The sequence below is a fragment of the Kineosporia rhizophila genome (genome assembly GCF_021277265.1).
Lineage (GTDB): Bacteria > Actinomycetota > Actinomycetes > Actinomycetales > Kineosporiaceae > Kineosporia > Kineosporia rhizophila.
The window spans coordinates 149,988-175,626 of sequence record NZ_JAJSOH010000002.1; the positions used below are offsets into that span (position 1 = coordinate 149,988).

The window sequence follows — 25,639 nt, forward strand, 5'->3', positions numbered from 1 at the left end:
GTTCACCCGATCGGCTGGGCCCTGGCCATCAGGTACGAGCGGGCGGTCTGAACGCGATGGTCCGCGTTCATGAGCACGCGGACGTTGTCCACCCACTGCTCGACCGAGCCCACACCCGGCGGCAGGGCTCGCACGAGCGGGTCTGTGACTGCTTGCAGGAGCAGGTCCGGCACGGGTGCGCGGATGCCGAGTACCGGTCGGTCGACCAACAGCTCGGTGGGGATGCCCTCGCTGGTGGCCAGACCAGCGCCGCGTTGCGCCCGGTGCAGGACGGCCAGCGCCTGGGCCACCGCCTCCTGGCGTTCTGACCAGCGCTGCGCCGTGAGCGCTGCCGTCAGCACCGGCACGAGATCGCCGGCCATGGGGAGTTGGGTCGACATCGTTCCGAGCCACTTCGGATACGGCGGCCAGCGCCGGGAGAGCAGGAAGGCCAGGTGCATCGCCGTATTGACGATACGGGCGCAGATGACGCGGCTGCCGAGGTCGTCACCTCGATGACCAGTACGTCCGAGCACCGGCAGGTCTACCCCTAGACGGATCCAGTCCGCCGCGACGACGTAGCACCACACGTCGTCCGGGTACCAGGCCAGCTTCCGGCGCAGGCCGGTGAGGACGCCGAGGTTGTCGGTGAACACCTGTCCGGCGGTGACTTCCAGCAGCGACTGGCCGGTCAGGCAGAGCCAGTCCAGGCTGGTCATCGTGCCGGAGGCATCCAGACCGAGGCGCGAGGCGACGAAGGCCTCGGCGGTGGCGACCTCGGCCCGCTGCCGGACTGCCGGGTCCCAGCTGGTGGCGAAGCGCGTGGGCAGGCCCCGGTACGTGTCCGGAAGCCGTTCCTCGAGGTAGTCGGTGACAGCCCGAACCTGGTCACCTTCGACGAGGAGCGTCAGCCGCAGGCCCCAGTCGTGGTCACGGGAGGTCTCATCGTCCAGCCCCAGCACGTCAGAGCCGCTGCCCAGGCGGGCGCCCGCATGAGGCAGCCCGGGCCAACGATCGCGCAGCAGCGGCGCCACCACGTCCTGGTAGTAACTGCGGGCCAATGTGATGCCGTCGGTCACGCCCATCATCGTGTCGGATACACGTCTCGACCCGAAAGCGAGATTATCCGGCCCGGCCCTCGGAGGGTCCGGCCTGAGCGCGAGGCCCGGATCTGCACCGGGCTGCCTCGCACAGGCCGTCTCGACGGCAAACGCAGAACTGGCCAGGACCTGTTGGTCCTGGCCAGTTCTCGAGGTGGGCCATCAGGGACTTGAACCCCGAACCCGCTGACTCTGCGACGATCGCGCCGGACCTTTGCGGTTACTGCCTCTGAGCTGGGGTTTTGCTACAACGGCCCTACCGTCAGTTGGCGTCATCTGGAGCTGCCTCGGGTTGTTTATCCACCGTAAATCCACCCTGTCGGCGCATCCGCTGCTCGCGCCCGATCAGGCTACGCCAGGTCCAGTTCGAGCTGGATCAACACCGGCACAGCTGGCCGGCCAACCCGTGGCCGACATCGCTCAGGTGGCCAGCGGCTGGCGCAGCCGGGCGGACCTTCCCAAGGCATCGCGCAGCAAAAGGGACCAAAGACCATGCCCGCCTGCATGCCATAGCACCGACCTCCGTGGTGGCGTCGCGGTGGGTACAGGCCGGTCTTGCCGGTGGCGCTGTGGGCATGGGAGACCCGCACCAGAGGCTCGCAATCAGCCCCGCCCCGCCAACGGAAGCCACCCACCTGCACGGAGTGCAGACGCGGCCCGTGCTGAGAAGTGCGAGGTGAATTGGGGGCAAAAGAGGTGATCCACGCCACGTGGTTGCCAACACCCTGAGCGTGATCTACTTCTGAGCGTTGGGAGCCCGTGACATTAAGTAATGTCAGGCTAATCCTCGAGCTAAGGACATCCATGTCTCGCGTCAAGGCCGCAACCAAATCTCGCGCGTCTAAGGTCCTCGGAGTCACGCTTCTGTGCTTGACCGTGTCAGGTGGCATCGCTCAGGCCGCTAGTGTCAGCACCACTGGTTCTAAGGCTTGGAACTCAGGAACGTACGGCAGGACTCTTAACGTAGAGGACACTCAGTCAGAAGGCGACGCCGCGTACGCCAACTGGAACAGCAGCGGAAACAACCGCATTCAGACTGCCAGTGGCAAGGGCAACACGGCTTCGATAAAGGTCAACCCGCTTAACAACTTCCGGGCGTGCCGCGATCAAGGCTCCTTGAACCCGGACAACTGCTCCAGCTGGGTCACGCCCTGATCCGGTAGTCTCGCTTCGTAGCTACACGCCATTCGTATGGAGGTTTGCGGACGTGGATCCGTTGGTCACAGCAGCTGGGCTCACGTTCGCGTACCCCAACGGAAAGGTTCTGTTCGAGGATGTTTCCATTGTCGCATATGCAGGCACACTAACTTGTGTGGTTGGGCGCTCGGGCATCGGAAAATCGACTTTGCTATACTGCCTGGCTGGGGTTCTTCGGTCGGCGGGTGAGATTAAACTTGCTGGCCAGGCACTTTCAACATCAGCTTCTCAGAGGGCGTCCTTACGGCTCAAAAATTGCGGGTTCATTTTTCAGCGCGGTGAGCTTCTGCCCGAGCTGACGATATTGGAGAATGTAGCGCTTCCGTTTCAGCTAACTGGAAATTCCAGAAAGTCAGCTCATGAAGCGGCAGCAAAGTCACTGGACGAGTTGTCTATTTATGATTGCCGCGACAGGAAACCAAATGAGATTTCAGGCGGCCAGGCTCAAAGAGCCTCAGTTGCGCGAGCACTAATACACCAGCCTCCAGTGATTCTGGCAGATGAGCCAACAGCATCATTGGATCCAGTAAGTCGGGACAGAGTACTGGTTGCTCTACGTGCCGCACTCGAAAAAGGGGCGGCTGTCATCTGCGCGACCCACGATCCTGCCCTCGTAGATATCGCCGATGCCTGCCTTGATCTGGGAGACACCTCTCGTGCAGTTCGCAGTACTAGGTAACGCCAGCACGCTAGGTGCCCTCTTCTTCCGTAGGGGACGGTTCGTTACACGTCTATTGACCTTCACCGTAGGCGCAACCATAGCTATCTCTCTGTCCGGTGTCTTTGGGCTGGCTAGCTTCCTGACGAGCGTGGGCGAACGAGGTCAGAGCCGCGAAATAGGTGCCTACCAGAAAACCGGCTGCATCCAGGGAAGTTACCGTTATGACCCCGTTGGACTAGATCAGTACACCAACACGCTCCTGTCAGCAACCTGCGAAACGCCGCAGGTGCCTCCAGGATTGCCGCGATTTCCCCAGCCGGGCGAGGTTTTCCTGTCGCCCGCTTTGAGTGAATTGCGCGACAGCAACATGGCAATCGCGACGAGGTTCCCCAACGTCTCCGGACTAATTTCCCGGGCAGGCCTTACGAGTAGCGATGAGCTGCGATCTGTTGTTGGTGTCTTGCCCCGCAAATCGAGCACTGCTGGCATAACGACGTTCGAAACTTTCGGATCTGACCCACAAATCGACTATCTGAGCAGCTACCTCCGCTTTGACAGAGTGACCTTTTTAGTTATCGCACTCTTCTTTACCCTGCTTCCGTCAGGGTTCTTAATTGCGGCCTGCACCAAGATCAACGCCCGCGTCCGAGAGCGGCAGCTCGGCCTACTTTCAGTCATAGGGGTGCCAAGCCGGACCCTCCGACAGGCCTTCATGTTTGAGTCAGCCATGGGCGTAGGGATAGGCGCTTTACTCGGACTACTGCTTGCGCGCCCCATATTTGCAAATATCACCCCCCAGTTCGTTGCCTGGACCCCCTTCCCCGGAGACCTCCTAATCTCCTGGCATGCCGCGCCACTCATATTCGCGCTGATCGTGTGCACTGCTATCGGCGCGTCTTGGTGGGGTGCCAAGTCGGTTATGCAACATAGCATCCGATCAGGTATGGGAACTTCGCCGGGGCACGTACCTTGGCGTTGGGCAATTCTTGTCGCTGGACTAGCGGCCGGCGCTGTCTCAACTTGGTGGCACAGCGACTCCGCATGGCCATTAATCCTGGCTGGACGCATTGCAACGTTCGTGGGGCTGTTATTGGTTACCGCCCCTCTTTGCATCAGTGTGGGCAGGAAGATTAGTCAACTGGATGACGCGGTCGCGTCACTTGTAGGGAGCAGGCTCAGGCGCCCGTCTGGTGCCCTCACGCGTGCTTTAGGTGCGCTCATTTCGGGTCTTTTTGTTCTGTCCGCAGGAGCAACAACTATTGACGCTCTGGGTGATGATCCTGCGGCAATCGAACGAGCATATACAGCCGACGGCTACAATGTTGTCGAAGTACGACGGCCGTCTGAAGAGGTTCGTTCCATCCTCCGCAGGTATGACGTCGTCAGCGGAGCGCCATCTAACGACTCTGAAATTATGGGTACGTTGTCGGGCCGCTGTGAAACGATTGGCCGAGTAACGGGTGACCAGATCGAATGCACGAAACGCACACTCTTTGGGGTGACTTATGAAGGTCAGTCAGCCCCTACCAAGTACAAGGCAACCCCCGTTAGCCTGATGGGGCCGCGGGCGGAAACGCTGTCGGGTTTCGTTGTGCATGTAACTACCCAAGCAAGCCTTCGCGAAACGGATCAGACGGTTCTGATCCCCCTTCCCGTCGATCAGGCATATCGCCTGTACGACCAACTGGTAGGGGCTGACGCTGTAACAAACGTGCGAATGGGTGGAACCGCAACAGTGAGCGGTGCCAGCGAACTTTCCGCAATCTTAGATGTTTTCAGATGGGGCGCCGCGTTCGCGGTTATTATGTCTATGGTAGCTACGCTTGTCTCACTGGTATCCCTTTCGTATGATCGACAACCAGCCAATAATTACCTTCAAATAATCGGAGTAACGCCGCGAAAGGCAGCGGCCGCCGTGGTTCTGGAGATTATGTCCGCGGCGGGAGCGAGCCTCGCCCTAGGTGTCTTCTCGTCTTGGTTGTGGGCCATCGCAATTCAGAGTCCGGAACGACCGATGAGTCTTGTTCCCGTGATTCTTCCATTCATCGTATGTTTTTTTGCCTTGACGGCCGCTTCGGCAGCGCTCGTTACCGGTGTTTTTCGAAGTGGGAGTGCAAACATCGTGCCCGATCGGGACAACTTGGCGGCTGCCCACGACACGTTTGTAACGAGTGCTTGATCCAGAAGAGAGTAATTCGGCAGTGCACGAGGGTTGCTGATGCCGAGCTGCCGGGTGCCCCGTCGGGTCGGTGCCGCAGGTGCCGCATGCCCGGCGGGGCATCCCGGCCTGATGGGGTCTACTGCTGCGCTTCGTAGCGTTGCCGCCATGCTCTGCATCGGTCGAGGTAGTTCGGCAATTGTTCTGAGCCGAAGGCTTCGACGTCCCACTCACCTGGGGTGAGGGCATGATTGGCCGGGCTGGCATAGACGTAGGCCGGGCCAGCGCTGGTCTCCACGCGGGTGAGGGCGTAGGTGGGGGCCTCGAAGGCGTCGAGGGTTTGCCATTCGGCAACGGTGAGGTCGGTAAAGAGCTGCCCGGTGGCTGTGGCGCCATCGGCCGTGATGATCGTGGGGTACGGCTGGTCGGGTAGGGCGATGACCTGCCATCCGTCGAGGGTGGCCGGCGTCCTGGTGGCGTCGCGGTCTATGAGGACCTGGACGACGTCAGGGAAGAGAAGGCTTCCGTAGACGAACAGGGGCGCCGGGTCCGCCGATACTTGGGCCGTGCGGCCAGAGGCCGGCGAGGTGGGACGGCGTGAGGGGTCGCTGGTAGGCGGCACGAAGGGTCTGCTTCCGTGTCTCTGGGTCGGCGTTGTCGGCGAGGTTGACCCACCAGTCGATCCCCGCCGGGTAGGCCCAGAGGTAGGAGCGCAACAGCGGGTTTGAGCCTCGGCCGGTGAGCATGTCACCAATGCCTGCACTGGTCCAGAACGGGACTCGGGATCGAGCGTGGTCGGCGCATTCGGCAATGGAAACGCCCTGGTTGATGGCCTGGTGCAGCTCGGCCCGGACCAGCTGTAGGTAGTGAGTCAGCCGGACACGAGCGATCACCTGGCGGTCGTCAGGCGCGAGGAACAGGGGCATGGCCTGGGCGAGACCTTCGAACGTCACCTGGTACGGCGCGTTGACCGACAGGAGCCGGACCCAGGGCACGTTGGTCGTGGTGCAGACCTGCGCGTAAGAGGCGAACTGCACCGCGTGGCCCAGGAGCTCGTGCATCGCGAACTGGCGGACCTGGACCTGGGTGAAGGTGGCGTTGCGGCGGTTGAATCGCAGCCGCACGTTCGGGCCGGCGCCGTCGAGCCAGTAGGCCCAGTAGTCGTCGACGTCTGTGACCTCGACGGTGACGTCATAGGGCGCGGTGGTCTCGACCAGCTCGCGTAGGGCAGGGTCCAGGCTGCGGGCGAAGGCAGGGATCTGTTCGGCAGCTTCGTCACTGGTGACTGGCTGCTCAAGCTCGTTGAGCTGCTTGTTCAGGTCCGCTCCCCAAGGGATGCCCAGGTCACCGATGGCCTTGACGGCCTGGTCGCGGACGTCGTCAAGGTAATCCTCGGTCCATCCGCCGGCACTACAGCCCTGGGTCTCGTAGACGTACTGGTCGAGGGGGGTGCTGTGCCCGAGCACTGCGGCGAGGTAAGCGTGGTGGGCTCGGATGACGTCGCTGACGTCGGCGGCCTGGTCCCCGAGTCCGGCGGCTCGGTGGCTGAGCTGGGTGAATTGATCGTAGACGTCGAGTCGTCCTGCTGCCGGGGTGGCGGGCTGGTCGGTGGGGGCGCAGTCGTAGTCGATGACGGCCTCACCGCCTCGGCCGGCCTCGTGTGCGTGCCATGCCCGGATGACCTGCTCAACCTCGTCGCGGAGTTCGGCAACTTCGGCCGTGGCTTCGCCGGCGGGCAGGTTGGCGGGGTTAGTCACGCGGGGTGTCCCATCGCAGGGTGACGGACTGGTTCGGCCTCAGGTTGGTGCGGACGAGTTCGACGTTGATGCCGTCCTCGTCGCGACGCCAGGTCAGGCTCTCGGTGGCGCTGACCTCGGACCCGTCCGGGCGCTCCTCGATTGCAGAGCACTTCGACAGGGACTTGATGCCCGCGTGCCGCAGCCTGATCGTGAACAGGTCGGTGGCGCGGGGGACGCCCTGACGCCAGTAGTGGTCATAGACGAACCGGCCGCCTGTGGCCTGGAAGCTGATAACCGTGGACTCGCCGGCCGGAAGGGCAGGGAACAGACGGCAGGCAAACCGGATCGTGGTCGCGGTCTCGTGCTTGCGCTCGATGATGACGTTGCGCGAGTCGTCGCCCGTGGGAAGGGCTTCGAGCTTGAGCGGTGTCTCCATGTGCTCGAACCACAGTTCCCGGCTGAGGCTGGTGAACGGTGTGTCTGTGCCGTTGTGCAGCTCGTACCGGTAGGTGAGTGTGGACCAGCCGTCCTTATCGATGTCGATGTCGAGCGTCATGGACCGGTCGCGCAGCTCCCCCGGCAGCGAACGCAGAGCAGCCGCGCCATGGGAGGTGGCTGGGACAGCTGCCGTGGGGGTGGGCGCTGTCACGGCGTCTGGGCTGTCTACTTCCCAAGCTCTGGGGGCGAACCCCAGATAGCGGCCGGGGATGTGCAGGCCGTCGCTGATGCGTTCCATCAGCCCGACCGTGGTCACACGCTCGTGCCCGCGCATGATGCGGCTGACCCGCGACTGGGTAAGTCCTTCGACCGGAGCGGCAAGCCGGTCCTGGCTGACGATGTCCCACTGCTTCATCAGCTCGAACATGCGCTTAAAGTCCCGCGCGCGGCATGCCTGCTGGAAGTCCTCCCGCGCAAGAAGGCGCTCCGAGACCACGTAATCCGGTTCGACGGACATACTCACCCTCCCACCTGAGGCGACCTGCTGCGTTGCGACCGGTAGACGGAAGGTTATCGCGCCCAAGTCAACCCTGTATGGCCCGGTTGCCGGTTTCCAAGCGCTCGGGCGCTCCGGAAGCGATCGGCAACCGCTACAGCATGCCCCGCTCGCCTCGGATCATGCCGGGTCGGCATAGTCAGCGCTCACGTTTCCGCAGGTAAGCGCCACGAATCAGGCTTATGTCACCGGCCTTTCCCGGGTCGACGATCGGGGGTCCCCGGGAGAGGCCGGCCTCAAGCGATGTGATGAGAGGGAAGCTGTGAATATCGACGATGTGCCGCGACCCCGTGCGCCAGGTCACGAACCGCGTGAGGAGCGGGCAGGTGGCCCCTCGGAGGGGTGCCAGGAAGGGGCGCCAGCTGGGCGACGTATGAGGAAAGTTGTCCTGCGGGTGATGATTCCCCGACAGAAAACTCCCGGCCGCTGAGCGGTCCGGGGGCGGCGCTCGTCCTGCTCTGGTCATTCCCTCCGCCGGGCCGGACGTTGAGCGCCGGGGTGCGTGCCGGTCGATCCGGACGCGACTGCCGGCACGCACCCATTCATGGCTGCCCGCGCGTGCTCCTGACGGGGAGAGCACGCGCGGGCTCCGTTGTTTTGGCTGGCTTCTTGGGGAGACTACTTGTTGACGTCGATCAGCTCGTAAACCTGCTGCGCGACAATGGAATCGTCGTGCGCCACACGTCGCCTCTGCCGCGCGCGGCGGCCGGTGGTCCGGTCGCGGTGTCAGTGTTCCTCGACCCCACCAGGAACCAACGGGAGGCCGCCCGCGCGTGCTTGCTGGCCGAGCCGGCGGTGGCATCGGTCCGGGTTTCTGGCTTCACGCCGTGGGTCATGTTCGTGACGTTCGCGCCGGTTGGCCTCAGCTCAAGCGCGTGGCGCTGATCCCGGCTCCTCAGCCTGGATGCGCTGCTCGACGCGCGCCAACCGGTCGCCGAGCTGCTGCAACTGCTGCTCGATGCGGTTCAGCACCGTGACCACCTGGTCCTCGACCTGCCCCTGGGCCGGCCTCGCCTGACCTGCCGAAACGAGGATGCCAATCAGGTGATCCTCGGGCCAGTCCAGTGCCCGCGCGATGGCCTCAAGCGTCTTGTTCTGCACCCGGCGACTCGCGCCATGCTGAACCATCCGCAGCGTCGACACCGAAATCCCCGACAGCCGAGCAAGTTCCTGCTGCCCGACCCTGCGTGCCGCCATCCGCTCGTTCAGCGCGGCAGCAACCGCCGGCCAGTCCTCGCCGTCCACCTGTCCACGCGCCGTGTAGACCGCTGACGTTCCCCGCTCAGCCATGCAAGAAATGGTAACGGCGATTCCACCCCCTTTCCGCACCTCCCGCACCCCTATCTCATGCACCATTCGACCACCACATACTCGGCTCTCAATTTCATGCTGACCTCACATAAAGAATGTGAAGTCGATATTGCAGCGCCTACATAAGCGTTGATTCGCGCTTGTCGAGCGGTTCACGATGTTCTCGCAGCTCAGACCGGGCTGACACCGCAGGGAAAGCACTTCGCACCGCTTGATTGAGGCGGTGGGGTGTGGGCGGTTGAATGGCGAGAGTGGGAGCCGAAGAAATGGCTGTTGAGGGCCGTATCAATGTCCGTCACGAGGACGTGTTCACCCAGCCCATCATGGTTCTTTCGGTAGATGCCGTGGAGGACTTCGACAAGCGCAAGGCGGGAAATGTCGACCCGCAGGAACTGGACAAGCAGACCGGCCAGCGCCTGTGGGCGGTCAGCATCCTGGACCCGACCGCGCAGCAGGGACGCCGCGAGATCAAGGTCAAGATCCCGGCCGATCACCAGCCGGTACCGCCGGCCGGTCTGATGGCTCCGGCGGAGTTCGACGGGCTGCAGGTGATCCCCTACCTGGACTCCAACCGCGCCAAGCCACGGGTCGCTATCGCCTACCGGGCAACGGGTTTCCGCGCCCCGGCTCGGGCGCAGCGTCAGGCGTCGTAGTCCAAGTGCTCGCGCTCGGGTGATGTGGCGCCCCGTCCCCCTCGCCGGGTTCGGGGCGCCCCTTCCGGGCATCGCCCGTCGTCATCAGCACACGTTCCCCAGGATTGAGGTTTGAAATGCGTTCCAGCACTGGCAGTAAGCGTCGTGGGCCGTTGGCCAAGCCGTGCCGTACCTGCGCCGAGGTTCACCCGGTGGGGCGGCTGCACTTCGGGCAGTGCCCCGACTGCGCGCACCTGGTCGCGTTGCCGCTGCGGGGTGAGGGTGGCCGGTTCATCTCCTTCACCAACAGCGACCACACCAACGGCGGTGGCCTGTGAGCGGCAACGACTGCGGCGCCCACCAGGCACACCTACGGCACCTGGACGACCTGTTCGCCACCTGCCACGCCATCGGCCGGGCCTCGGTCCTACTGGACGCCGATCGGAACATCCCCGACAGCGACCGCCTCGTCCTGCTGCGCGAGGTCGTGGCCGACCTGCGCCGAGACCTGAACCTGCCTGACACCACCGACACGGCCACCTCGACCACCGCGACTGAGTCCACGGATGGGAGCAACCTCTGATGCTGGTCAACGGCACCCGGGTGGAAGACCTGGCCGGAACCGGCCTCACCACCCGGCAGCGCTACGTCGTCCCGCTGTGGGTCACCGTCCCGCTGTTCCTGGGGAAGCACCTGGCCCGGGCCTCGCGGTGGCTGCTACGGCAGGCGTTCACGTACTGGGGCCTGTCCCTGCCCGCGTTCGTGCTGCTGGTCATCTGGTCCCGCCTGGGCGGGTTGTGGGCGCTGACGGCCCTGACCTGGTGGCTCGCGCTGGGCCTGATCTGGGCCTACCGATGGCCGACCTCCTTCGACGTCGCCGTCTCCCAGCCGACGCGGGGTGTGTGGCGGTGGTGGACGAAGTACAAGCGGCGCTGGCACCCGGCGATGGACGGAACCGGCCTGACCCGCGTCACCCCGGACCGTGAGGTCTACGTCCCGGCCGTCACGAGGGTTCGGTCCACGGCGGTGGTCGACACGCTGCACCTGCGCCTGCTGCACGGCCAGACACCCGCCGATGTGGCGGCTCGGGCTGAGGGCCTGCGGCATGTGTACGCAGCTCACCGGTGCAGTGTGATTGAGGACGCTCCGGGTCGGGTGCGGGTGCTGTTCTACGCCAAGGACCCGTTGCGCCACTTGGTCGCACCGCTGGAACCTGCGCCGGTCCCGGTGCTGGATGCCCTGCCTGTGGCTCTGGGTGAGGACGGTGAGGTGTTCTGTCTGTGGCTGAACGGCCGGCACGTCCTGCTGGCCGGCGCATCCGGGTCTGGGAAGGGCTCGGCGTTGTGGTCGACGGTGCGGGCGCTGGCTCCGGCCGTTGCTGATGGCACGGTCCGCCTTCGCGGGGTGGATCCGAAGGGTGGGATGGAGCTGTTCCCCGGCCGGGCGCTGTTCGCCGAGTACGCCGATGAAGACCTCGACGCCATGCTTGCCCTGCTGGAGCGGGCGGTGGCGGACATGAACGACCGCAAGCGCCGTCTGAAAGACGCTGGGGTACGGGTCTTCACTCCGTCCAAGGCTGATCCGCTGGAAGTGATCGTGATCGATGAGCTGGCGTTCCTGACCGCCTACGCCCCCAAGGACGTCAAGGCGAAAGTCGCTGGCGCGATGCAGGTTCTGCTGTCTCAGGGACGGGCCGTCGGTTACAGCGTTCTGGCGGCGTTGCAGGATCCGCGTAAGGAGGTGCTGCCGTTCCGGGACCTGTTCACCTACCGCATCGCGTTGCGGCTGGCTGAGGACGCACACGTCGACATGGTCCTCGGTGAAGGAGCGCTGGAACGCGGGGCGGCGTGTCATGTGATCCCGGCCAGCTTGCCCGGCATCGCCTACGTCCGCGTCGAAGGAGCCCTGGAACCGGTCCGGGTCCGCTTCTCCTACCTGTCCGACACCGACATCGTCGACATGGCCTCACAGTGGCCAGCACCCGAGAACAGCGACTGGACGCCGCTACCCGACACACCGACCACCGACCCGACCGCCGGCCGGGAGACCGGCCCGGATGAGTCCTACCCCTTCCGCTTCTGGACCACCGGGGAAGGTGACGACGCGTGAGCGAGAACCCGGCCACCCCTGGAACGGCCATGCCAGAACCCAGCCACGACCAGAACCCGACCGGGCAGACCAGCCCGGCGCCCGCCTGGTGGTCCCGCTTCCACAGCCCTACGAACCCCGACCACAACGAGTCCGCCACCGACGAGACCGACCCGGCCGATGACCTCCTCCTGCCTGAATCACCTACCCCGGCGGTGTGGCCGGAAGGCTGGGCCGTCGTCCCTCCGGTTGGCTCGATCGTCACGGATGTCGGCGTCACGTTCTCCCTGGCCCCCATCTCGCTAACAGATCGGCCAGTGAGAGTGCAGTGCACCTCCTGCGACTGGGACGACACCGCACCCCAGCCGCAGGCCGTCGACGCCATCCGGGTCCACGCCCTGCGCCACATCGCCGACCCGCGCCCCCGCATCGCTCACCCACCGGGCTGGCTCCACCCTCGACTGAAGGGACGCCGATGACCACCACCCCCGTTCCCACAGCCTCGGCCAACCTGGGCAACCCCATGCAGCCGGCCGCAGCCTCGATCTCGAACCTGACCCGCAACAGCCGCGCCGAACGCGCCCGCATGCCCGTCGCCCTCCACGTCGCCGAAGACGTCGCCATCGCCAACGGCGTCTGCGTCCGACCGATCACCCAGCGGGTCACCGACACCCTCACCGGCGAAGTCACCCTGGTCGACGTCCCCTGCGGGGCAACCCTTGAATCCAAGTGCCCGACCTGCGCCCAACGCGCCCGCCGACTACGCATGCACCAATGCCGAGCCGGCTGGCACGCCGAATCCGACCCCATCCCCGAAGAAGACCTCTCCACCTCCGCCCAGCAAGACCTGGTCGCAGCCCGCGCCGACGTCACCGCCGTCCGGGACGACTTCCTCGCCCGCGGCGACCTCGGCGTAGCTGAGGCCGCGTCAGAGACGCTAGAAGTCATTGACGCCGAGTTGGCCGAGCTGGGCGTGCGCGGACCACTCGAACGCGAACCCTCCGAGACCACCCGCCGGAAGCGCTCAACTCGCCGCCGCCAGGACGCGCCCGATCTGCCCAAGCGCACGATGGCGAAAACCACGGTGGGACAGACGTTCCCTGGCAACGATGGGAAGGTCTACCGGCCGTCCATGTTCGTCACGGTCACCCTGCCGGGCTATGGGCGCGTCGACGGCAACGGGGTGCCTCTCGATCCGGCCAGGTATGACTACCGCCGGGCCGCTCGGGATGCGATCCACTTCCCCAAGCTGCTCGATCGGCTGGTGCAGAACCTGCGACGCGTGGCCGGGTATGACGTGCAGTACTTCGCCACCGTCGAACCCCAGAAGCGCTTGGCCCCGCACGCGCATATCGCGATCCGGGGCACCATTCCGCGTAAGATGGTCCGCCAGGTCATCGCCGCCACCTACCACCAGGTCTGGTGGCCACAGGCGAACACGCCGGTCTACGTCCGCGAAGACGAACTGCCCGTCTGGGACGAAGACGCGGACGCACCTGACCTGGCCGGCAACCCTGCCAGCGAGTCAGTCGGCTACCTCGACCCCACCACAGCAGCCGTCCTGCCCACCTGGGACGAAGCCCTCGACGACCTCGACGCCGATGACGACCTCGAACCCCAGCACGTGGTCCGCTTCGGTATCCAGGCAGACATCCAGGGCCTGCTGGCCGGCTCCCCGGACGCCGACCGGCGCGTGGGCTACCTGGCCAAGTACCTGACCAAATCCATGGGTACGGCACACGGCGAGAACGAGAACCCGGCCGTCAAGGCGCACATCGACCGCCTCGTCCACGCCCTGCGCTACGAACCCTGCTCCCCACACTGCGCGAACTGGCTGCGCTACGGCATCCAACCCAAAGACGCCCGCCCCGGCCTCATCCCCGGCTCCTGCAAGGCCAAAGCCCACCGCCGCGAACACCTCGGCTACGGAGGCCGGCGCGTCCTGGTCTCCCGCAAGTGGTCGGGCAAGACCCTCACCGACCACCGCCACGAACGACGGGCCTTCGTCCTGGCCCTGCTCGGCGTCGACCCCGACAGCGCCGACGCCACCCGCGGCGACAAGACCGCCGACCGGTATGTGTGGGAGCCGGTCAACCCGAACGAACTGCCGCCGCTCTCAACGCGACTGCTGCACGCGATCAGCCAACGCCAAACCTGGCGCTCTGCCTATGAGGCGGCCAAAGACGGACGACCACCAAAACCCCTACAGCACAACACCATGGAAGGTGCGGCATGAACGCCACCAATAGTCAGCCTCGTCGGATCGCACCTCTGTGGAGCGTTGCGGACGTCTCCGAGTACCTCCAGGTCCCAGTGCAGACGCTCTACTCCTGGCGGTCGCAGGGCGGTGGACCTCCGGCCCGGAAAGTGGGCAAGTACCTGCGTTACGTGCCTGAGGACGTCGTGGCGTGGGTCAACGGCATAGGGACGGAGGTGGCCTGATGGCGCGTCCCTCGTTGCCCCTGGGCACCTACGGGAAAATTTCGACCCGCAAGGTGGGCCCGAGTTTCGTTGCCAGCACCTACTTCCGCGACCTCGACGGCGTGCGTAGGCCGGTGAGCCGAGCGGGCAAGAGCCGGACCGCAGCCGAACGTGCGCTCAAGGAAGCGTTGGCGGAGCGGCAGACGCCGATCAGTGCTGGTCAGCTCGGGCCGGCCTCGCCGTTCAGCAAAGCGGCCGAACTCTGGTTCGTCGAGCTGGAACGGCTCGTGGATGCGGGTGAGCGTAGTCCCGGAACGCTCGACACCTACCGATACATCTACGGCACACACGTCGAACCGGCTTTGGGCTCACTCCGGCTTCAGGAGGTAACTACCCCGGTCGTCGACCGCGCCCTGGTCACCATCCGGAAGAAATCTGCAAGCCGCGCTCGTTCGTCCAAGATCGTGATTTCGGGGATCATGCGCCACGCTGCCCGCAATGGCGCTGTGACGTCGAATCCGGTGCGAGAGGTCGGTCGGATCGAAAGCAAGCCGAAGCGCCGACCCAAGGCGCTCACCGCCTCCGAACGGCGGATCTGGTTGAAGGCAGTCCGGGAGAACGAGATCGCCAGCCGCTGGGACCTTCCGGACCTCACGCTGATGATGCTGGCCACCGGGTGCCGGATCGGCGAAACGCTGGCTATTGGCTGGACCGAGGTGGACCTTGAGGCCGGCACCGTCGATGTGGCCTGGCGCCTGATCCGCCGTCGCGGTCACGGCCTTCTGCGGCTGCCCTCGACCAAGAGCGGCGAGAAGGGCGAACGAACCATCCCGCTGCCCGACTGGGCCGTGGTCATGCTCAAGGACCGGCGAGAGCGGATCAGGGACGACGTCGAGCCGGTCTTTCCCGACAGCCTGGGTGCGTGGCGTGATCCGACGAACGTGCGCCGGGTTTGGCGCCAGGTCCGGGACAAGCTAGAGATGGAGGGCATGGTCAGCCACACCCTGAGGAAGACCGTGGCGAGCTTCCTGGATGACGCCAACGTCTCGACCCGGAAGATCAGCGATCAGCTCGGGCACGCCAAGGTGAGCATGACCCAAGACCGCTACCTGGGCCGGCGACTGACCGACCGCCAGACGGCAGAAGTGCTTGAAGAGATGTTCCCCGAACTGGAGCCGTAGTCCAGACCCACGCAGTGCAGAACGCCCCGGCCACCTAACTTTGGCTTGGGCGTTCTGCCTTTGTGGTGACGCTCGACCTACCTGTAGTCCACCACGCATTCGTCAAGCCACGTGGCGAAGAGGGACAGCGCGCACAGCAGGTGGAAGCAGTAAGCGCGGTCCCAATTCAGCTGGGCCTCGTGAGCGCTTGGATTGCGAATGCCAGCGAAGCATGCGACTCCGAGAGATCGCATCCCCTCCAGGCGATTGTTGTAGGTGTTCAGGCCGCGGTTACCCGGCGGGCGCAGGCGCGGCTGGGACGGTTCGGGATCCTTCTTGCTGAAAGCCATCTCTACAAGAGCACGTTCACTCTCCCACGCGATGCCCATACGTTGCTGCAAGTGATGATTGACGTTGCGGGCCGCCTCGTCGACAGCAGCACGCCAGTGACCCTGTGCCCACAATCTCTCCCCTGAGACCTTGATCAGGGGGTGTAGCTCTGTGACCGAAAAAGCTGTCGTGCTTGCCACATTCTCGTTACCCACGTAGACACCAATGGCCCTCGTCAAGAAGTGCCCAACTCGCCCCACGCCGTAGCAGAAGGCACCAAAGAGGGCACCACTTCCGATGCCGGTCACCCAACGATTGTCGGTGCCTTCTACGGGGTCGACGATCATCAGCACACCGAAGCTAACCCCCAGGCCTATGGCCCACCAAAACGATTTCGACCGCTTGGGCACAGCGTCTCCTCTCCCGTGTTATCCGAGGGAACCTAACCCATGAGATTGGGCCAGATGGGTGAAACCGGATGACGGTTGAGAATCAAGAGTTGCTCGGCCGGGCTGAGGTGGCGCGCCCTCTAGTCCCGCGCCGTCCGTCCCCCGACACCCACGCGACCAACGCTCAGTTCCTCTAAGGGGAGAGTCAGTCAGGCCGGCAGGGCGACCGGACTTTCCGTCCGGTACCGATGTCGTACATGGACGTCCCGGGAGTCGGGCCACTCCATGATCAAGTGACACCCTTCGGCGCAGGAGCCGACACAAGCTCGTGACGGGCAAGGACACCCATCACGAGTAAGTGCTGAGTAAGTGCCGAGAGACGCAGAACAGGCCAGGACCGATGTGGTCCTGGCCTGCGCCGGAGGTGGGCCATCAGGGACTTGAACCCCGAACCCGCTGATTAAGAGTCAGCTGCTCTGCCAATTGAGCTAATGACCCTCGGCTGCTCGGTGCCTTGCGGCCCCTTGCTGCGTTGAAAACATTAGCAGCCACCGGGCCGAAGCACGAAATCGGTTCCCGGCTCCCCCGCGTGACGGCCGGCACAGCCGGCACGCAGGGGAGCCCAGCAGGTCAGGAGGGGGGCAGGACGTACTTCTTGGCGGCCGCGCGGGCGGTCTCGCTGTCCGGGCCGGGCTGGGGCACGAAGAGGACCTCGCGGTAGTACTTCAGCTCTTCGATGCTCTCGCGGATGTCGGCCAGAGCTCGGTGACCGCCGTTCTTGGCCGGGGACGCGAAGTACACCCGGGGGTACCAACGGCGGGCGAGCTCCTTGATCGAGGAGACGTCCACGATCCGGTAGTGCAGGTGCTGCTCCAGCTCCGGCATGTCCCGCACCAGGAAGGCGCGGTCGGTGCCGACCGAGTTCCCGGCCAGCGGGGCCTTGCGGGCGTCGGGCACCCACTTCTTCACGTACTCCAGCACCATCGCCTGGGCTTCCTGCATGGTCACGCCGTTGTCCAGCTCCGCGAGCAGGCCCGAGCTGGTGTGCATGGTGCGCACCACCTCCACCATCGTGTCGACCACGCCCTCGGGCGGGCGGATCACCACGTCCACCCCCTCACCGAGGATGTTCAGCTGGGAATCGGTGACCAGCGCCGCGACCTCGATGAGGGCGTCCTTCCCCAGGTCGAGGCCGGTCATCTCGCAGTCGATCCAGACGATGCGGTCCTGCGAACGTTCGCTGTTCTCCGATGTCACGGCCGGTACTCTACGCTTCGAGGCGTTCGTCGGCTCTGGATGAACCGCCGGGTACCGGGCGCCACTAAAGTCTGGTGCCGTGAGCTCGCCGTCCCCGTACCAGCCCGCCCGGCCCGCCGGCGTCCCCGCCGACACGCCGATGGTGGCCCCGCGGCGCCCACGCTTCCGCACCACCATCCTGTGGGTGGTGCTGGTCGGCTCGGCCCTGCTCAGCCTCACCGCGATCACCCGGGAGACCGGCCTGCCCGGCCTGATCACCGGTTCGGTGCTGGCCGCGGTGCCGGTGTTCCCGGTGGTCGCGGCCTTCCTCTGGCTGGACCGCTACGAGGCGGAGCCGCCGCCCCTGCTGGCCCTGGCCTTCGCCTGGGGGGCGGGCGTGTCCACGTTCGGCGCCCTGGTGATCAACACGGCCTCGCTGATCGCGATCAACAACGCGGGCGGGGACCTCACCCATGCGGCGGTGTTCGTGGCGCCGGTGGTGGAGGAGGCCCTCAAGGGCGCGGCCGTGCTGTTGATCCTCCTCATGCGCCGGCGCGAGTTCGACGGGGTGGTCGACGGCATCGTCTACGCCGGGATGGCGGGCATCGGCTTCGCCTACGTGGAGAACGTGCTCTACCTGGGCCGAACCCTGGCCGACACCGGCAGCGGCGGCACGGTGTTCGTCTTCCTGCTGCGCTGCGTGGTCTCCCCGTTCGCGCACCCACTGTTCACGGCGGCGATCGGGGTGGGCATCGGGGTGGCGGTGCGCAGCCGGTCGCCGTTGCTGCGGCTGCTCGCCCCGGTGGCCGGCTATCTGGTGGCCGTGCTGCTGCACGGCGCCTGGAACTGGTCGGCCTCTTCGGGGCTGGCCGGCTTCGCCTCGGCCTACGTGGTGCTGCAGATGCCTGTCTTCCTGGCCTTCATCGCCCTGGCCCTGATGGCCCGCCGGCGCGAGGGCAAGCTGGTGGCCCAGCACCTGGACATCTACGGGCGCACCGGCTGGCTCACCCAGGCCGAGGTGGCGATGCTGGCGTCGCTGCCCGCCCGCCGAGAGGCGCGGGGCTGGGCGATGCGCACCGGCGGCACCGAGTCCCGCCGGGCGATGCGTGACTTCCAGGAGCTCGGGAGCGAGCTCGCCTTCCTGCGTGAGCGGATGGCCCGAGGCACCGCCTCGCCGGACGCCGCGAGCACGGAGTACGCAATGCTTGCCACGCTCTCCACCCTGCGCTCACGGTTCCTGCCGAGACCGGCTCATCCCTGAACCCGGTCGTGCCCGAGGCCACCCGCCAGAACTTCACCTGCGCTCACCTGAGGGGACGGGGCCGCCCCGAGGTTCAGCCCAGGAGATGGTCGAAGTCGCCGTCCTTGGCGCCCAGGATCATCGCCTCGATCTCACCGCGCGTGTAGATCAGGGCCGGCCCGGTGGGGAAGCGCGAGTTGCGCATGGCCACCTGACCGTCCGCCAGCGCCGCCATCTCGACGCACTGCCCCTGCGAGTTGCTACGGGCGGACTTCTTCCACTCCGCCTCGATCAGATCGGCCCGCATCCCGTTGTGAAAGTGCGACATCTCGACCTCCAGGTCCTGGCAGACGACGTGCCGCCGTCGATGCAGACGTCGGCACGTTCTCCTGCACGTTCTCCTGCGCGTGCATCTGCGCGCACAGGCGGGCAGTTCAGGACTATACGGGCAGGGTGAACCGCCTGACCAGTACGTTTTGCACGCTGCGTTGTTAAGCAGATACTCCTAGTCAGGATGTCGTGCAGATACAAGAGGGTTAACCCCTGAACCAGGTGCCCCGGCAGTGCCCTGGAGCCCCGGCAGCCCGAAAGCAGGCTGCGAACAAGCAGAATCAGGCCTGGGCCAGGATCTTCTGCAGGGTGCGGCGGGTCATGTCCGGCGGCTGGCTGTCCACCGTCAGCCGCTCCATGGTCTGCGCGTAGCGCTCCACGTGGTCCGGCTTGTCCAGGTAGTGCGCGCTGGTCAGGTGCTCCACGTAGACCGTGTCGGGCAGCTCCGGCTCGGGGAAGCGCAGGATGGTGAAGGCCCCGCCCTCCCCCACGTGCCCGCCGAAGCGGAACGGCATCACCTGAAGCGTCACGTTCGGTAGCGTCATCAGGTCGAGCAGATGCTCCACCTGCTCGCGCATCACCTTCGCGCCGCCGATCGGCCGGTGCAGGACGGCCTCGTCCACCACCGCCCAGAAGTGCGGCGGGTTCTCGCGGCGCAGGATCGACTGCCGCTGGATGCGGAAGTTCACCCGGCGCTCCACCTCGGCCACCACCGCACTGGGGGCGCCGGCGCTGATCACCGCCCGGGCGTAGGCCTCGGTCTGGAGCAGGCCCGGCAGCAGCTGGATCTCGTAACTGCGGATCAGGCTGGCGGCTTCCTCGAGGCCGACGAACGTCTCGAACCAGTTGGGCAGGACGTCGTCGTAGCTGTGCCACCAGCCCGGGTTGTTGGCCTCCCGGGCCAGGGCGACGAGCGCCTCGCGCTGCGCCTCGTCCTCGACACCGTAGTACTCGAGAAGATCGGCGATGTCGCGGTCCTTGAATCCGACCCGGCCCAGCTCGAGACGGCTTATCTTGGACTCGGACGCACGGATGCGGTACCCCGCCGCCTCCCGGGTCAGGTTCCTCGACTCCCGGAGACGTCGTAACTGGGCGCCCACCAGAATTCGCCGGACCGTCGGTCCACCCGGCGTCGTCACAGTGTGTGCACCTCACAAGAAGTCAAGAGGATCCGATCGCCGATGAGCGTGGCTCTTCGTGTCCGTTTGCCGCGACCCCGTGCCAGTGTGCCACCTCTGAGACGCCAAGTCCTAGCGGAAGCCACTTTCGTCGGATTTCGGACTGCTCACACATTTACGCCCGATGCACGTGCATCCGCACGAACCAATCGGATACTCTCGAGATGCACGTGCATTTGGCGGTAGCATTTGCACCGGCACATTGCGTGGCCTGAGGAGACCGGTCCGGCGAAAGGCCGAGTCTCTGCGGGGTCGGGAACGAGGTATGGGGCCTGTCGTGGTGATTGCACAGCCGCAGTCCGTGAACGTCGCACCGTCGCCTGATCAGGACGGCACCGAGAACGCCGTCGTGCTCGAGGCCGGCTCTGCCACCTGCCTGCTGCCGGCCACACCCCAGGCCGTGCCCCAGGGGCGCGCCATGGTCAGACGTGGTCTGGCCCATCTCGGGGCCGAGTCGGTCGCGGACGACGTGGCCCTGGTGGCCACCGAACTGCTCGCCAACGCGCTGGAACACGGTGTGCGTGATGCCGCCACCCGCGCGGGCGACCCGGACGAACTGCACCGCCGTCGGATCGACGGCGTTCGCATCAGCCTGGTCAGCAGCGGCGCCCACGTCGTCCTCTCGGTCACCGACCCCAGTCCCCGGCCGCCGGTGCGCCGTCCGCGCGACACCGCGGCCGGTGGGGGCCGGGGCATGCAGCTGGTCGAGTCGCTGAGCCTGTGCTGGGGCTGGACGCTGCTCGACGAGCAGGACGGTCAGCGGGCTCCGGGTAAGTCGGTGTGGGCCATGTTTCCCAAGACGGCCGCACACAAGCCCGCCCCCCAGGTCCGGATTCAGGGCGCCGCCTGAGGTCGAGGGCGGGCCTTGAGTCATTGAGGACGTTTGTGGGCACCAGTGCGGGCCCGCTCGCCGACGCGGTTGGTCACCTGGGGCGGGCCGGTCGGCCAGGGTAGGCGTGTTCCTGCGGCAGATCAGCTGATCTGCGCGACCCCGCCGAGAATGCGGACGGGGAGCGGCTTCTCGTTGTTGCGCCACTGCGTCACGTCGACCACGCCGGGCTCGAGCGGCCGGGTGCCGTCGAACAGCTGCTCCACCTGAGAGGCCGAACGGGCCACGAACGGCGTGGTGGAGCCCTGGAACACCTGCTCCAGACGTTCGACCACGCCCGGCGCCGTGCCGTCGGCGCAGACCACCGAGATGGCCAGGTAGCTGCCCTCAGGCAGGAGCCGGCGGTACTGCTCGATCACCTTGACCGCCATCTCCCGCCGCACGAAGTGCAGCACCGCGACCATCAGCAGGCCGATCGGACGGTCGAGGTCGAGGTGGTTGCGCAGCTTCGGCTCGTCGATCAGCGACTGCGGCCGGCGCAGGTCGTGGTCGAGCGCGAGCACCCCGGTGCGGGGCTCGCGCAGGGCCCGGTTGTACGTCATCACGATCGGGTCGTTGTCCACGTAGACCACCCGCGCCCCGGGCCGGAACACCTGGGCCACCTCGTGCACGTTGGGCGAGGTGGGGATACCCGAGCCGAGGTCGATGAACTGGTCGATGCCGAGCTCGGCCATCTCCCGCACCGCGCGGATCAGGAACCCGCGGTTGGCCAGGGCGACCGTGCGGAAGTCGGGCACCAGCCGGGCGACCTCGTGCACCGCCTGCCGGTCGACCTCGTAGTTGTCCTTCCCACCGATCGCGTAGTCGTACATCCGCGCCGCACTGGGCCGGGACGTGTCGATCTCGGGCGGGATCCAGTCGTCGTCGGACGACGTCCAGGACCAGTCGACCTCGATCTGGCCGGCCTGGGAATCGTGGGGCTGCGTCGTCATCGTCGGCGTTCTCTCCGCGGTCGAACCGCCAGGACCAGACCAATCTAATAGCTGGCGCATAACCACCTGAATGGATGAAAACCCCCGCGCGCCGAATCCATCTACGCACTTCCATCCCACTGCGCCGCGGGTGCCGGACCGGTACTACGCTGAGGCCGTGATCACCTCGTTCGTGCTGCTGCAGGCCAGGCCCGACCGGATCCCCGAGGTCGCCACCGAGATCGCCGCCATCGAGGGGGTGCGCGAGGTCTACTCGGTCACCGGCGACGTCGACCTGGTCGCGATCGTCCGGGTGGAGAAGCAGGACGATCTCGCCGACATCATCGCCGACCACCTGGGCAAGGTGGAGGGCGTGGTCTCGACCCGCACCTACCTGGCCTTCCGCACCTACGCCCCGGACGCGGTGGACGACGCGCTCACGTCGGGCTTCGACGTCTAGGTCCCGTCCTGGTTCTGCGCCCGAACCCCACCAGCTACGGACGGGTGGGTCGCCTCGAGTAGGCGGGTCCCCCGTCCATAGTCGGTGACCTGGCACCAAAACGAGCCCGGCACCTGGAGCCGAGCGGTCACGAAAGTCCGGTTCCCTCCGGTTCGTCTGGTTAGCCTGAGGCGTGAGTGACGCGAAGCAACTGCGCGACCAGGCCGAGCGGGTGATCCGGTCGTGGCACGCCTACGAGATCAGCCGGAACGGGCGCCCGGTGATCGACTTCGAGTGCACCCCGCAGACCGAACCGGTCCCGCCGGCCACCAGTCGCATCGAGGTGTACCGCGAACTCACCCGCCTGCGCGCGGTGGCCGCCGAGTCAGGTGCCGCCGCCCGCGACGTAGGCGATGTGGTGCGAGCCCATCGGGCCTACGTCGGGGCTCTACTCGGGCGCCGCGACCCTCTGCAGACCTATCTGCGCGAAACTCAGGGATGCGCGGCGGAGGGCTGGCCGGAGCAGCACATCGGGCAGGTGTACGACCGGGCGGTGTGCGCCCTCGAGGACCTGGGCCTGACCTGGGGGCGGGACCTGAATCGCGAACTGTTCGAGTTGGAAGGGCCGATCAGCGCCGACCAGGCTGCCGAGCTGATCCCGACCATCGCCTCGGAGCTGAAACCGGCTGTGCAGGAACTGGTCCGGACGTCGGCGGACTACGCGCTGCGGGTGGAGCAGACGAGCGTCGACGACTACTGGGCCTACTGGCTCGACGGCTCGGGGACCGATGTACGCCTTCGCCTGAACCGGCGCTCCTCCACCTTCACCGAGGTGCAGGCGCGGCAGTTCGCCCTGCACGAACTGCTCGGCCACGCCCTGCAGTACGCCGCCTACAGCCAGGCCTGTACCGAAGACCCGGATGTGCCCTGGGTGCGGCTGCTTTCGGTACACCTGCCCTACCAGTTCATGCTCGAGGGCCTGGCCCAGGCCCTGCCCCTCGTCACCACCCCGGACGACGCCCAACTGACCGCCCGCGTCCGGCTGGCCCACTACCTGAACCTGGTGCGGGCCGAACTGCACCTGGCGGTGAACGCGGGTGTGCCGCTGGTCGAGTGCGCCAACCACGCCCGGGCCCGGGTGCCCTACTGGACCGACGCCACGATCAGCGACACCCTTTCCGAGCGCAGCACCAATCCCCTGCTGCGCTCGTATCTCTGGGCCTACCCAGCCGGAATCGACTGGTGGGTCTCGCTGGTCGACGACACGGACGTCCAAACTCGTGATCGTGTACTGCAGGCCGCCTATCGCCGACCGCTTACGCCTTCTCAGCTCGACCGCCTTCGTGAGGGCTGAACGCGTGCAGCGCAGCAACGTCGAAGTGGTCGTAGCTCACCGCCAACGCGCAACCCTTCGCGTGGGCGAGGTGTTCCTGAAGGTCGACGGCGACCCGGCCCACGCCGACATCGAGGTGCGGGCGATGGCCTTGGCCCCGATCCCGACCCCGGCGGTTCTCTGGCACCAACCGCCGGTGCTCGCGATCGCCGCCGTGCCCGGCCAGGCGCTCGGCGTGCTCGGTGAACCCTCGCCCGCACCATCCTCGGCCTGGGCAGCCGTGGGTGCTGCCATACGAAAGCTGCACGATGCGCCACTGCCGCCCTGGCCGGGCCCCGAACCGGCCTCGCTGGCAGCCGATCTGGACAAGGAATGCGCCTGGTTGCTCGACAATGCGGTGCTACCGGCCGCAGTTGTCCGGCACAACCGCGAAATCGCCCAGGCGGCACTGCAACCCCGGAAGAAGGTCTTCGTTCACGGCGACCTACAGATCACCCACGTGTTCGTCGACGGCGACGAGGTCACCGGCGTGATCGACTGGTCCGAGGCCGGCCCGGGCGACGCCCTGTCCGACCTCGCCACCCTCACCCTCGGACTCGAGGAACGGCTGGACGATCTCCTCGCCGGCTACGGCCCCGACGCCGACCGGGAGGTGATCCGCGCCTGGTGGTCGCTGCGCAGCCTGCTGGCCTCACGCTGGCTGATCGAGCACGGTTTCGACCCGGACGCCCCGGGCTGCGAGTTCGACGTGCTCCGGGCCCGGATGCCGTGACCGCTCGGCCTCAGGCCACGTCGGCGTCGAAGTACCGCACCGAGTACTTCTTGGTGATCTTCTTCTTGGTCAGGGCGGTGTCGGCCTGGTTCCAGACCCGGATACCGCTGACGGTCACGTCGAGCCGCCGCGAGCGGGTGCCGGTGGGCAGCGCGAAACCCGTTACCTGCCAGACCAGGGCGGGCGAGCCGTAGTTGGGCCGGCCGTGCGCGATGGGCTTGTGGCGGCGCACCTCGAGCGCCTTGCCGTCGGCGGTGCGCACACTGACCTTGGCCCGGGCGAAGTCGATCTTCTCGTTCGAGGCGCTCAGCGACCAGCGCCCGGCCGGATCGAGCTCGTTGGGGAAATAGCCCGGCGTGGGCCAGGAGACCCAGGCCGGGCTCTTCGCCCTGACCCGCTCCCCCGGAATGACCCACAGCGCCCCGGCCCCGCTCGTGATGCCGCTCCCCATCTCGCCGACGAACGGGAACAACAGCCAACGCCGGTGCCCGGCAGCGGTATTGCCGGGCCCTTCATCGGTCATGTACTCCAGCACGGAGGCCGCACCGGTGCAGTCCAGGCACAGGTTGGAACGCCCGGCCGCCTCAGCCCCGGCCTTGCTCCAGCACTTCCAGCTGCGCGGCGGGAAATGGTTCAGCGAGTTCTCGGCGTCCATCATCAGCGCCGCCTTCTGCGCCTTGGCCGAGAGCCCGGCATCGAACGTCACCGGATCGAGCTGGGCCATCGCCCGGAAGAAGTTCACCGCCTTGAGCGTGGCCTGCTGCGTGCTCCGAGCCGGCTTCCCTGCCACGCAGCCGGAGACGGAGCCGCTCCACTTCACCTTGGCGGCCAGGGCCGGGCGCAAGCGCTTGAGCACCGCCTCGCGCACAGCGGCCCGGTCACCGGTGTCGATCGGCCGGAACGCCGCTGCCTCTACCGACGGCGGCCCCGGATCCGCTTGGGCCGGCCCGCCCGGCAGGAACGAGACCAGCGCGACCGTGACCCCCGCCGCGGTCAGGGACAGACCCTGCTTCATCTGCCGCAGGCTACCCCTGCCTAGGCCCTGACCTGCACTAACAAGGTCGGCCGCGCGTCTGCCCGCATCCCGGGCCAGACCCGTCCAGAAACCGCACAGCCAGCACCTGGGGCATCTGCGGTCAAACGACCATTGAC

The 25,639-nt window shown here is 66.3% G+C and carries 27 protein-coding genes and 1 tRNA gene; 16 read left to right on the forward strand and 12 right to left on the reverse strand.

The features are described 5' to 3' along the window. Positions 1–2 precede the first annotated feature (2 nt). On the reverse strand, positions 3–1,064 hold the full coding sequence (locus LWF15_RS04105; RefSeq protein ID WP_408622533.1) for a DUF4037 domain-containing protein: 1,062 nt from the start codon (positions 1,062–1,064) through the stop codon (positions 3–5). A gap of 1,222 nt (positions 1,065–2,286) precedes the next feature. Between LWF15_RS04105 and LWF15_RS38050 the strand changes: the two genes are divergently transcribed. Together LWF15_RS38050 and LWF15_RS04110 are read left to right on the forward strand one after the other, a co-directional pair. Beyond that, positions 2,287–2,955 carry an ABC transporter ATP-binding protein gene (locus LWF15_RS38050; RefSeq protein WP_352396696.1) on the forward strand — a complete coding sequence of 223 codons (669 nt, stop codon included), beginning with the start codon at positions 2,287–2,289 and terminating at the stop codon, positions 2,953–2,955. Then, a complete protein-coding gene (locus LWF15_RS04110; RefSeq protein WP_232808996.1) occupies positions 2,903–5,116 on the forward strand; it encodes an FtsX-like permease family protein in 2,214 nt (737 codons plus the stop codon). Before LWF15_RS38050 ends, LWF15_RS04110 begins: the two co-directional genes overlap by 53 nt. Before the next feature lie 118 nt (positions 5,117–5,234). On the opposite strand, the gene LWF15_RS04115 is transcribed toward LWF15_RS04110, so the two are convergent. Genes LWF15_RS04115 through LWF15_RS04125 form a run of 3 tightly spaced genes read right to left on the reverse strand, consistent with a single transcriptional unit; the run spans position 5,235 to position 7,789 of the window. Beyond that, positions 5,235–5,717, reverse strand: a complete 483-nt coding sequence (locus LWF15_RS04115; protein WP_232808997.1) for a gamma-glutamylcyclotransferase family protein — start codon at positions 5,715–5,717, stop codon at positions 5,235–5,237. Then, on the reverse strand, positions 5,602–6,852 hold the full coding sequence (locus LWF15_RS37280; protein ID WP_232808998.1) for a flavohemoglobin expression-modulating QEGLA motif protein: 1,251 nt from the start codon (positions 6,850–6,852) through the stop codon (positions 5,602–5,604). Before LWF15_RS37280 ends, LWF15_RS04115 begins: the two co-directional genes overlap by 116 nt. Next, complete coding sequence (locus LWF15_RS04125; protein ID WP_232808999.1) at positions 6,845–7,789, reverse strand: hypothetical protein; 945 nt, start codon at positions 7,787–7,789, stop codon at positions 6,845–6,847. The genes LWF15_RS37280 and LWF15_RS04125 overlap by 8 nt, the downstream gene beginning before the upstream one ends. Positions 7,790–8,437: 648 nt before the next feature. On the opposite strand from LWF15_RS04125, the gene LWF15_RS04130 reads away from it, so the two are divergent. Continuing rightward, on the forward strand, positions 8,438–8,713 hold the full coding sequence (locus tag LWF15_RS04130; RefSeq protein ID WP_232809000.1) for a hypothetical protein: 276 nt from the start codon (positions 8,438–8,440) through the stop codon (positions 8,711–8,713). Here the strand turns inward: LWF15_RS04130 and LWF15_RS04135 are convergent. Further along, a complete protein-coding gene (locus LWF15_RS04135) occupies positions 8,696–9,118 on the reverse strand; it encodes a helix-turn-helix domain-containing protein (protein WP_232809001.1) in 423 nt (140 codons plus the stop codon). The two genes, LWF15_RS04130 and LWF15_RS04135, sit on opposite strands and share 18 nt — an antisense overlap. 287 nt (positions 9,119–9,405) lie before the next feature. Between LWF15_RS04135 and LWF15_RS04140 the strand changes: the two genes are divergently transcribed. The 8 genes from LWF15_RS04140 (at position 9,406) to LWF15_RS04175 (ending at position 15,461) form a co-directional block, all read left to right on the forward strand. Beyond that, positions 9,406–9,792 carry a hypothetical protein gene (locus LWF15_RS04140; RefSeq protein WP_232809002.1) on the forward strand — a complete coding sequence of 129 codons (387 nt, stop codon included), beginning with the start codon at positions 9,406–9,408 and terminating at the stop codon, positions 9,790–9,792. 116 nt (positions 9,793–9,908) lie between these two features. Continuing rightward, complete coding sequence (locus LWF15_RS04145; protein ID WP_232809003.1) at positions 9,909–10,109, forward strand: hypothetical protein; 201 nt, start codon at positions 9,909–9,911, stop codon at positions 10,107–10,109. Beyond that, positions 10,106–10,354 carry a hypothetical protein gene (locus LWF15_RS04150; protein ID WP_232809004.1) on the forward strand — a complete coding sequence of 83 codons (249 nt, stop codon included), beginning with the start codon at positions 10,106–10,108 and terminating at the stop codon, positions 10,352–10,354. Before LWF15_RS04145 ends, LWF15_RS04150 begins: the two co-directional genes overlap by 4 nt. Beyond that, complete coding sequence (locus LWF15_RS04155; protein ID WP_232809005.1) at positions 10,354–11,880, forward strand: FtsK/SpoIIIE domain-containing protein; 1,527 nt, start codon at positions 10,354–10,356, stop codon at positions 11,878–11,880. The genes LWF15_RS04150 and LWF15_RS04155 overlap by 1 nt, the downstream gene beginning before the upstream one ends. After that, complete coding sequence (locus LWF15_RS04160) at positions 11,877–12,338, forward strand: hypothetical protein (RefSeq protein ID WP_232809006.1); 462 nt, start codon at positions 11,877–11,879, stop codon at positions 12,336–12,338. The genes LWF15_RS04155 and LWF15_RS04160 overlap by 4 nt, the downstream gene beginning before the upstream one ends. Then, the gene (locus tag LWF15_RS04165; RefSeq protein WP_232809007.1) at positions 12,335–14,095 is read left to right on the forward strand and encodes a helitron helicase-like domain-containing protein; all 1,761 of its coding nucleotides are present in this window, start codon (positions 12,335–12,337) and stop codon (positions 14,093–14,095) included. Before LWF15_RS04160 ends, LWF15_RS04165 begins: the two co-directional genes overlap by 4 nt. After that, positions 14,092–14,301, forward strand: a complete 210-nt coding sequence (locus LWF15_RS04170; RefSeq protein ID WP_232809008.1) for a helix-turn-helix domain-containing protein — start codon at positions 14,092–14,094, stop codon at positions 14,299–14,301. The genes LWF15_RS04165 and LWF15_RS04170 overlap by 4 nt, the downstream gene beginning before the upstream one ends. After that, positions 14,301–15,461: a tyrosine-type recombinase/integrase gene (locus tag LWF15_RS04175; RefSeq protein WP_232809009.1), complete on the forward strand. Its 1,161-nt coding sequence runs from the start codon at positions 14,301–14,303 to the stop codon at positions 15,459–15,461. The genes LWF15_RS04170 and LWF15_RS04175 overlap by 1 nt, the downstream gene beginning before the upstream one ends. A gap of 77 nt (positions 15,462–15,538) precedes the next feature. Here the strand turns inward: LWF15_RS04175 and LWF15_RS04180 are convergent, their stop codons facing one another. The 3 genes from LWF15_RS04180 to orn form a co-directional block, all read right to left on the reverse strand. Next, positions 15,539–16,180 carry a TIGR02391 family protein gene (locus LWF15_RS04180; RefSeq protein ID WP_232809010.1) on the reverse strand — a complete coding sequence of 214 codons (642 nt, stop codon included), beginning with the start codon at positions 16,178–16,180 and terminating at the stop codon, positions 15,539–15,541. A 404-nt stretch (positions 16,181–16,584) separates the two neighbouring features. Next, a tRNA-Lys gene (locus LWF15_RS04185) sits at positions 16,585–16,657 on the reverse strand. A 132-nt stretch (positions 16,658–16,789) separates the two neighbouring features. Next, positions 16,790–17,416 carry an oligoribonuclease gene (gene orn, locus LWF15_RS04190; protein WP_232809011.1) on the reverse strand — a complete coding sequence of 209 codons (627 nt, stop codon included), beginning with the start codon at positions 17,414–17,416 and terminating at the stop codon, positions 16,790–16,792. Positions 17,417–17,495: 79 nt separating this feature from the next. On the opposite strand from orn, the gene LWF15_RS04195 reads away from it, so the two are divergent. After that, on the forward strand, positions 17,496–18,656 hold the full coding sequence (locus tag LWF15_RS04195) for a PrsW family intramembrane metalloprotease (protein WP_232809012.1): 1,161 nt from the start codon (positions 17,496–17,498) through the stop codon (positions 18,654–18,656). Between the two features lie 73 nt (positions 18,657–18,729). On the opposite strand, the gene LWF15_RS04200 is transcribed toward LWF15_RS04195, so the two are convergent. Next, positions 18,730–18,963 carry a DUF397 domain-containing protein gene (locus LWF15_RS04200; protein ID WP_232809013.1) on the reverse strand — a complete coding sequence of 78 codons (234 nt, stop codon included), beginning with the start codon at positions 18,961–18,963 and terminating at the stop codon, positions 18,730–18,732. Positions 18,964–19,246: 283 nt separating this feature from the next. After that, on the reverse strand, positions 19,247–20,104 hold the full coding sequence (locus LWF15_RS04205) for a helix-turn-helix domain-containing protein (RefSeq protein WP_232809014.1): 858 nt from the start codon (positions 20,102–20,104) through the stop codon (positions 19,247–19,249). Positions 20,105–20,444: 340 nt separating this feature from the next. On the opposite strand from LWF15_RS04205, the gene LWF15_RS04210 reads away from it, so the two are divergent. Then, positions 20,445–20,993 carry an ATP-binding protein gene (locus LWF15_RS04210; protein WP_232809015.1) on the forward strand — a complete coding sequence of 183 codons (549 nt, stop codon included), beginning with the start codon at positions 20,445–20,447 and terminating at the stop codon, positions 20,991–20,993. A 122-nt stretch (positions 20,994–21,115) separates the two neighbouring features. Here LWF15_RS04210 and LWF15_RS04215 read toward each other — a convergent pair whose 3' ends face one another. Further along, positions 21,116–21,964, reverse strand: coding sequence for an SAM-dependent methyltransferase (locus LWF15_RS04215; RefSeq protein WP_232809016.1), 849 nt, complete (start codon positions 21,962–21,964; stop codon positions 21,116–21,118). A 157-nt stretch (positions 21,965–22,121) separates the two neighbouring features. Here LWF15_RS04215 and LWF15_RS04220 point away from each other — a divergent pair, with 157 nt between their 5' ends. The 3 genes from LWF15_RS04220 (at position 22,122) to LWF15_RS04230 (ending at position 24,487) form a co-directional block, all read left to right on the forward strand. After that, positions 22,122–22,403 carry an Lrp/AsnC family transcriptional regulator gene (locus tag LWF15_RS04220; RefSeq protein ID WP_232809017.1) on the forward strand — a complete coding sequence of 94 codons (282 nt, stop codon included), beginning with the start codon at positions 22,122–22,124 and terminating at the stop codon, positions 22,401–22,403. 172 nt (positions 22,404–22,575) lie between these two features. Next, positions 22,576–23,736 carry a hypothetical protein gene (locus LWF15_RS04225; protein ID WP_232809018.1) on the forward strand — a complete coding sequence of 387 codons (1,161 nt, stop codon included), beginning with the start codon at positions 22,576–22,578 and terminating at the stop codon, positions 23,734–23,736. Beyond that, on the forward strand, positions 23,726–24,487 hold the full coding sequence (locus tag LWF15_RS04230) for a phosphotransferase family protein (RefSeq protein WP_232809019.1): 762 nt from the start codon (positions 23,726–23,728) through the stop codon (positions 24,485–24,487). Before LWF15_RS04225 ends, LWF15_RS04230 begins: the two co-directional genes overlap by 11 nt. Positions 24,488–24,497: 10 nt before the next feature. Here the strand turns inward: LWF15_RS04230 and LWF15_RS04235 are convergent, their stop codons facing one another. Beyond that, complete coding sequence (locus LWF15_RS04235) at positions 24,498–25,502, reverse strand: CAP domain-containing protein (RefSeq protein WP_232809020.1); 1,005 nt, start codon at positions 25,500–25,502, stop codon at positions 24,498–24,500. Between the last annotated feature and the right edge of the window lie 137 nt (positions 25,503–25,639).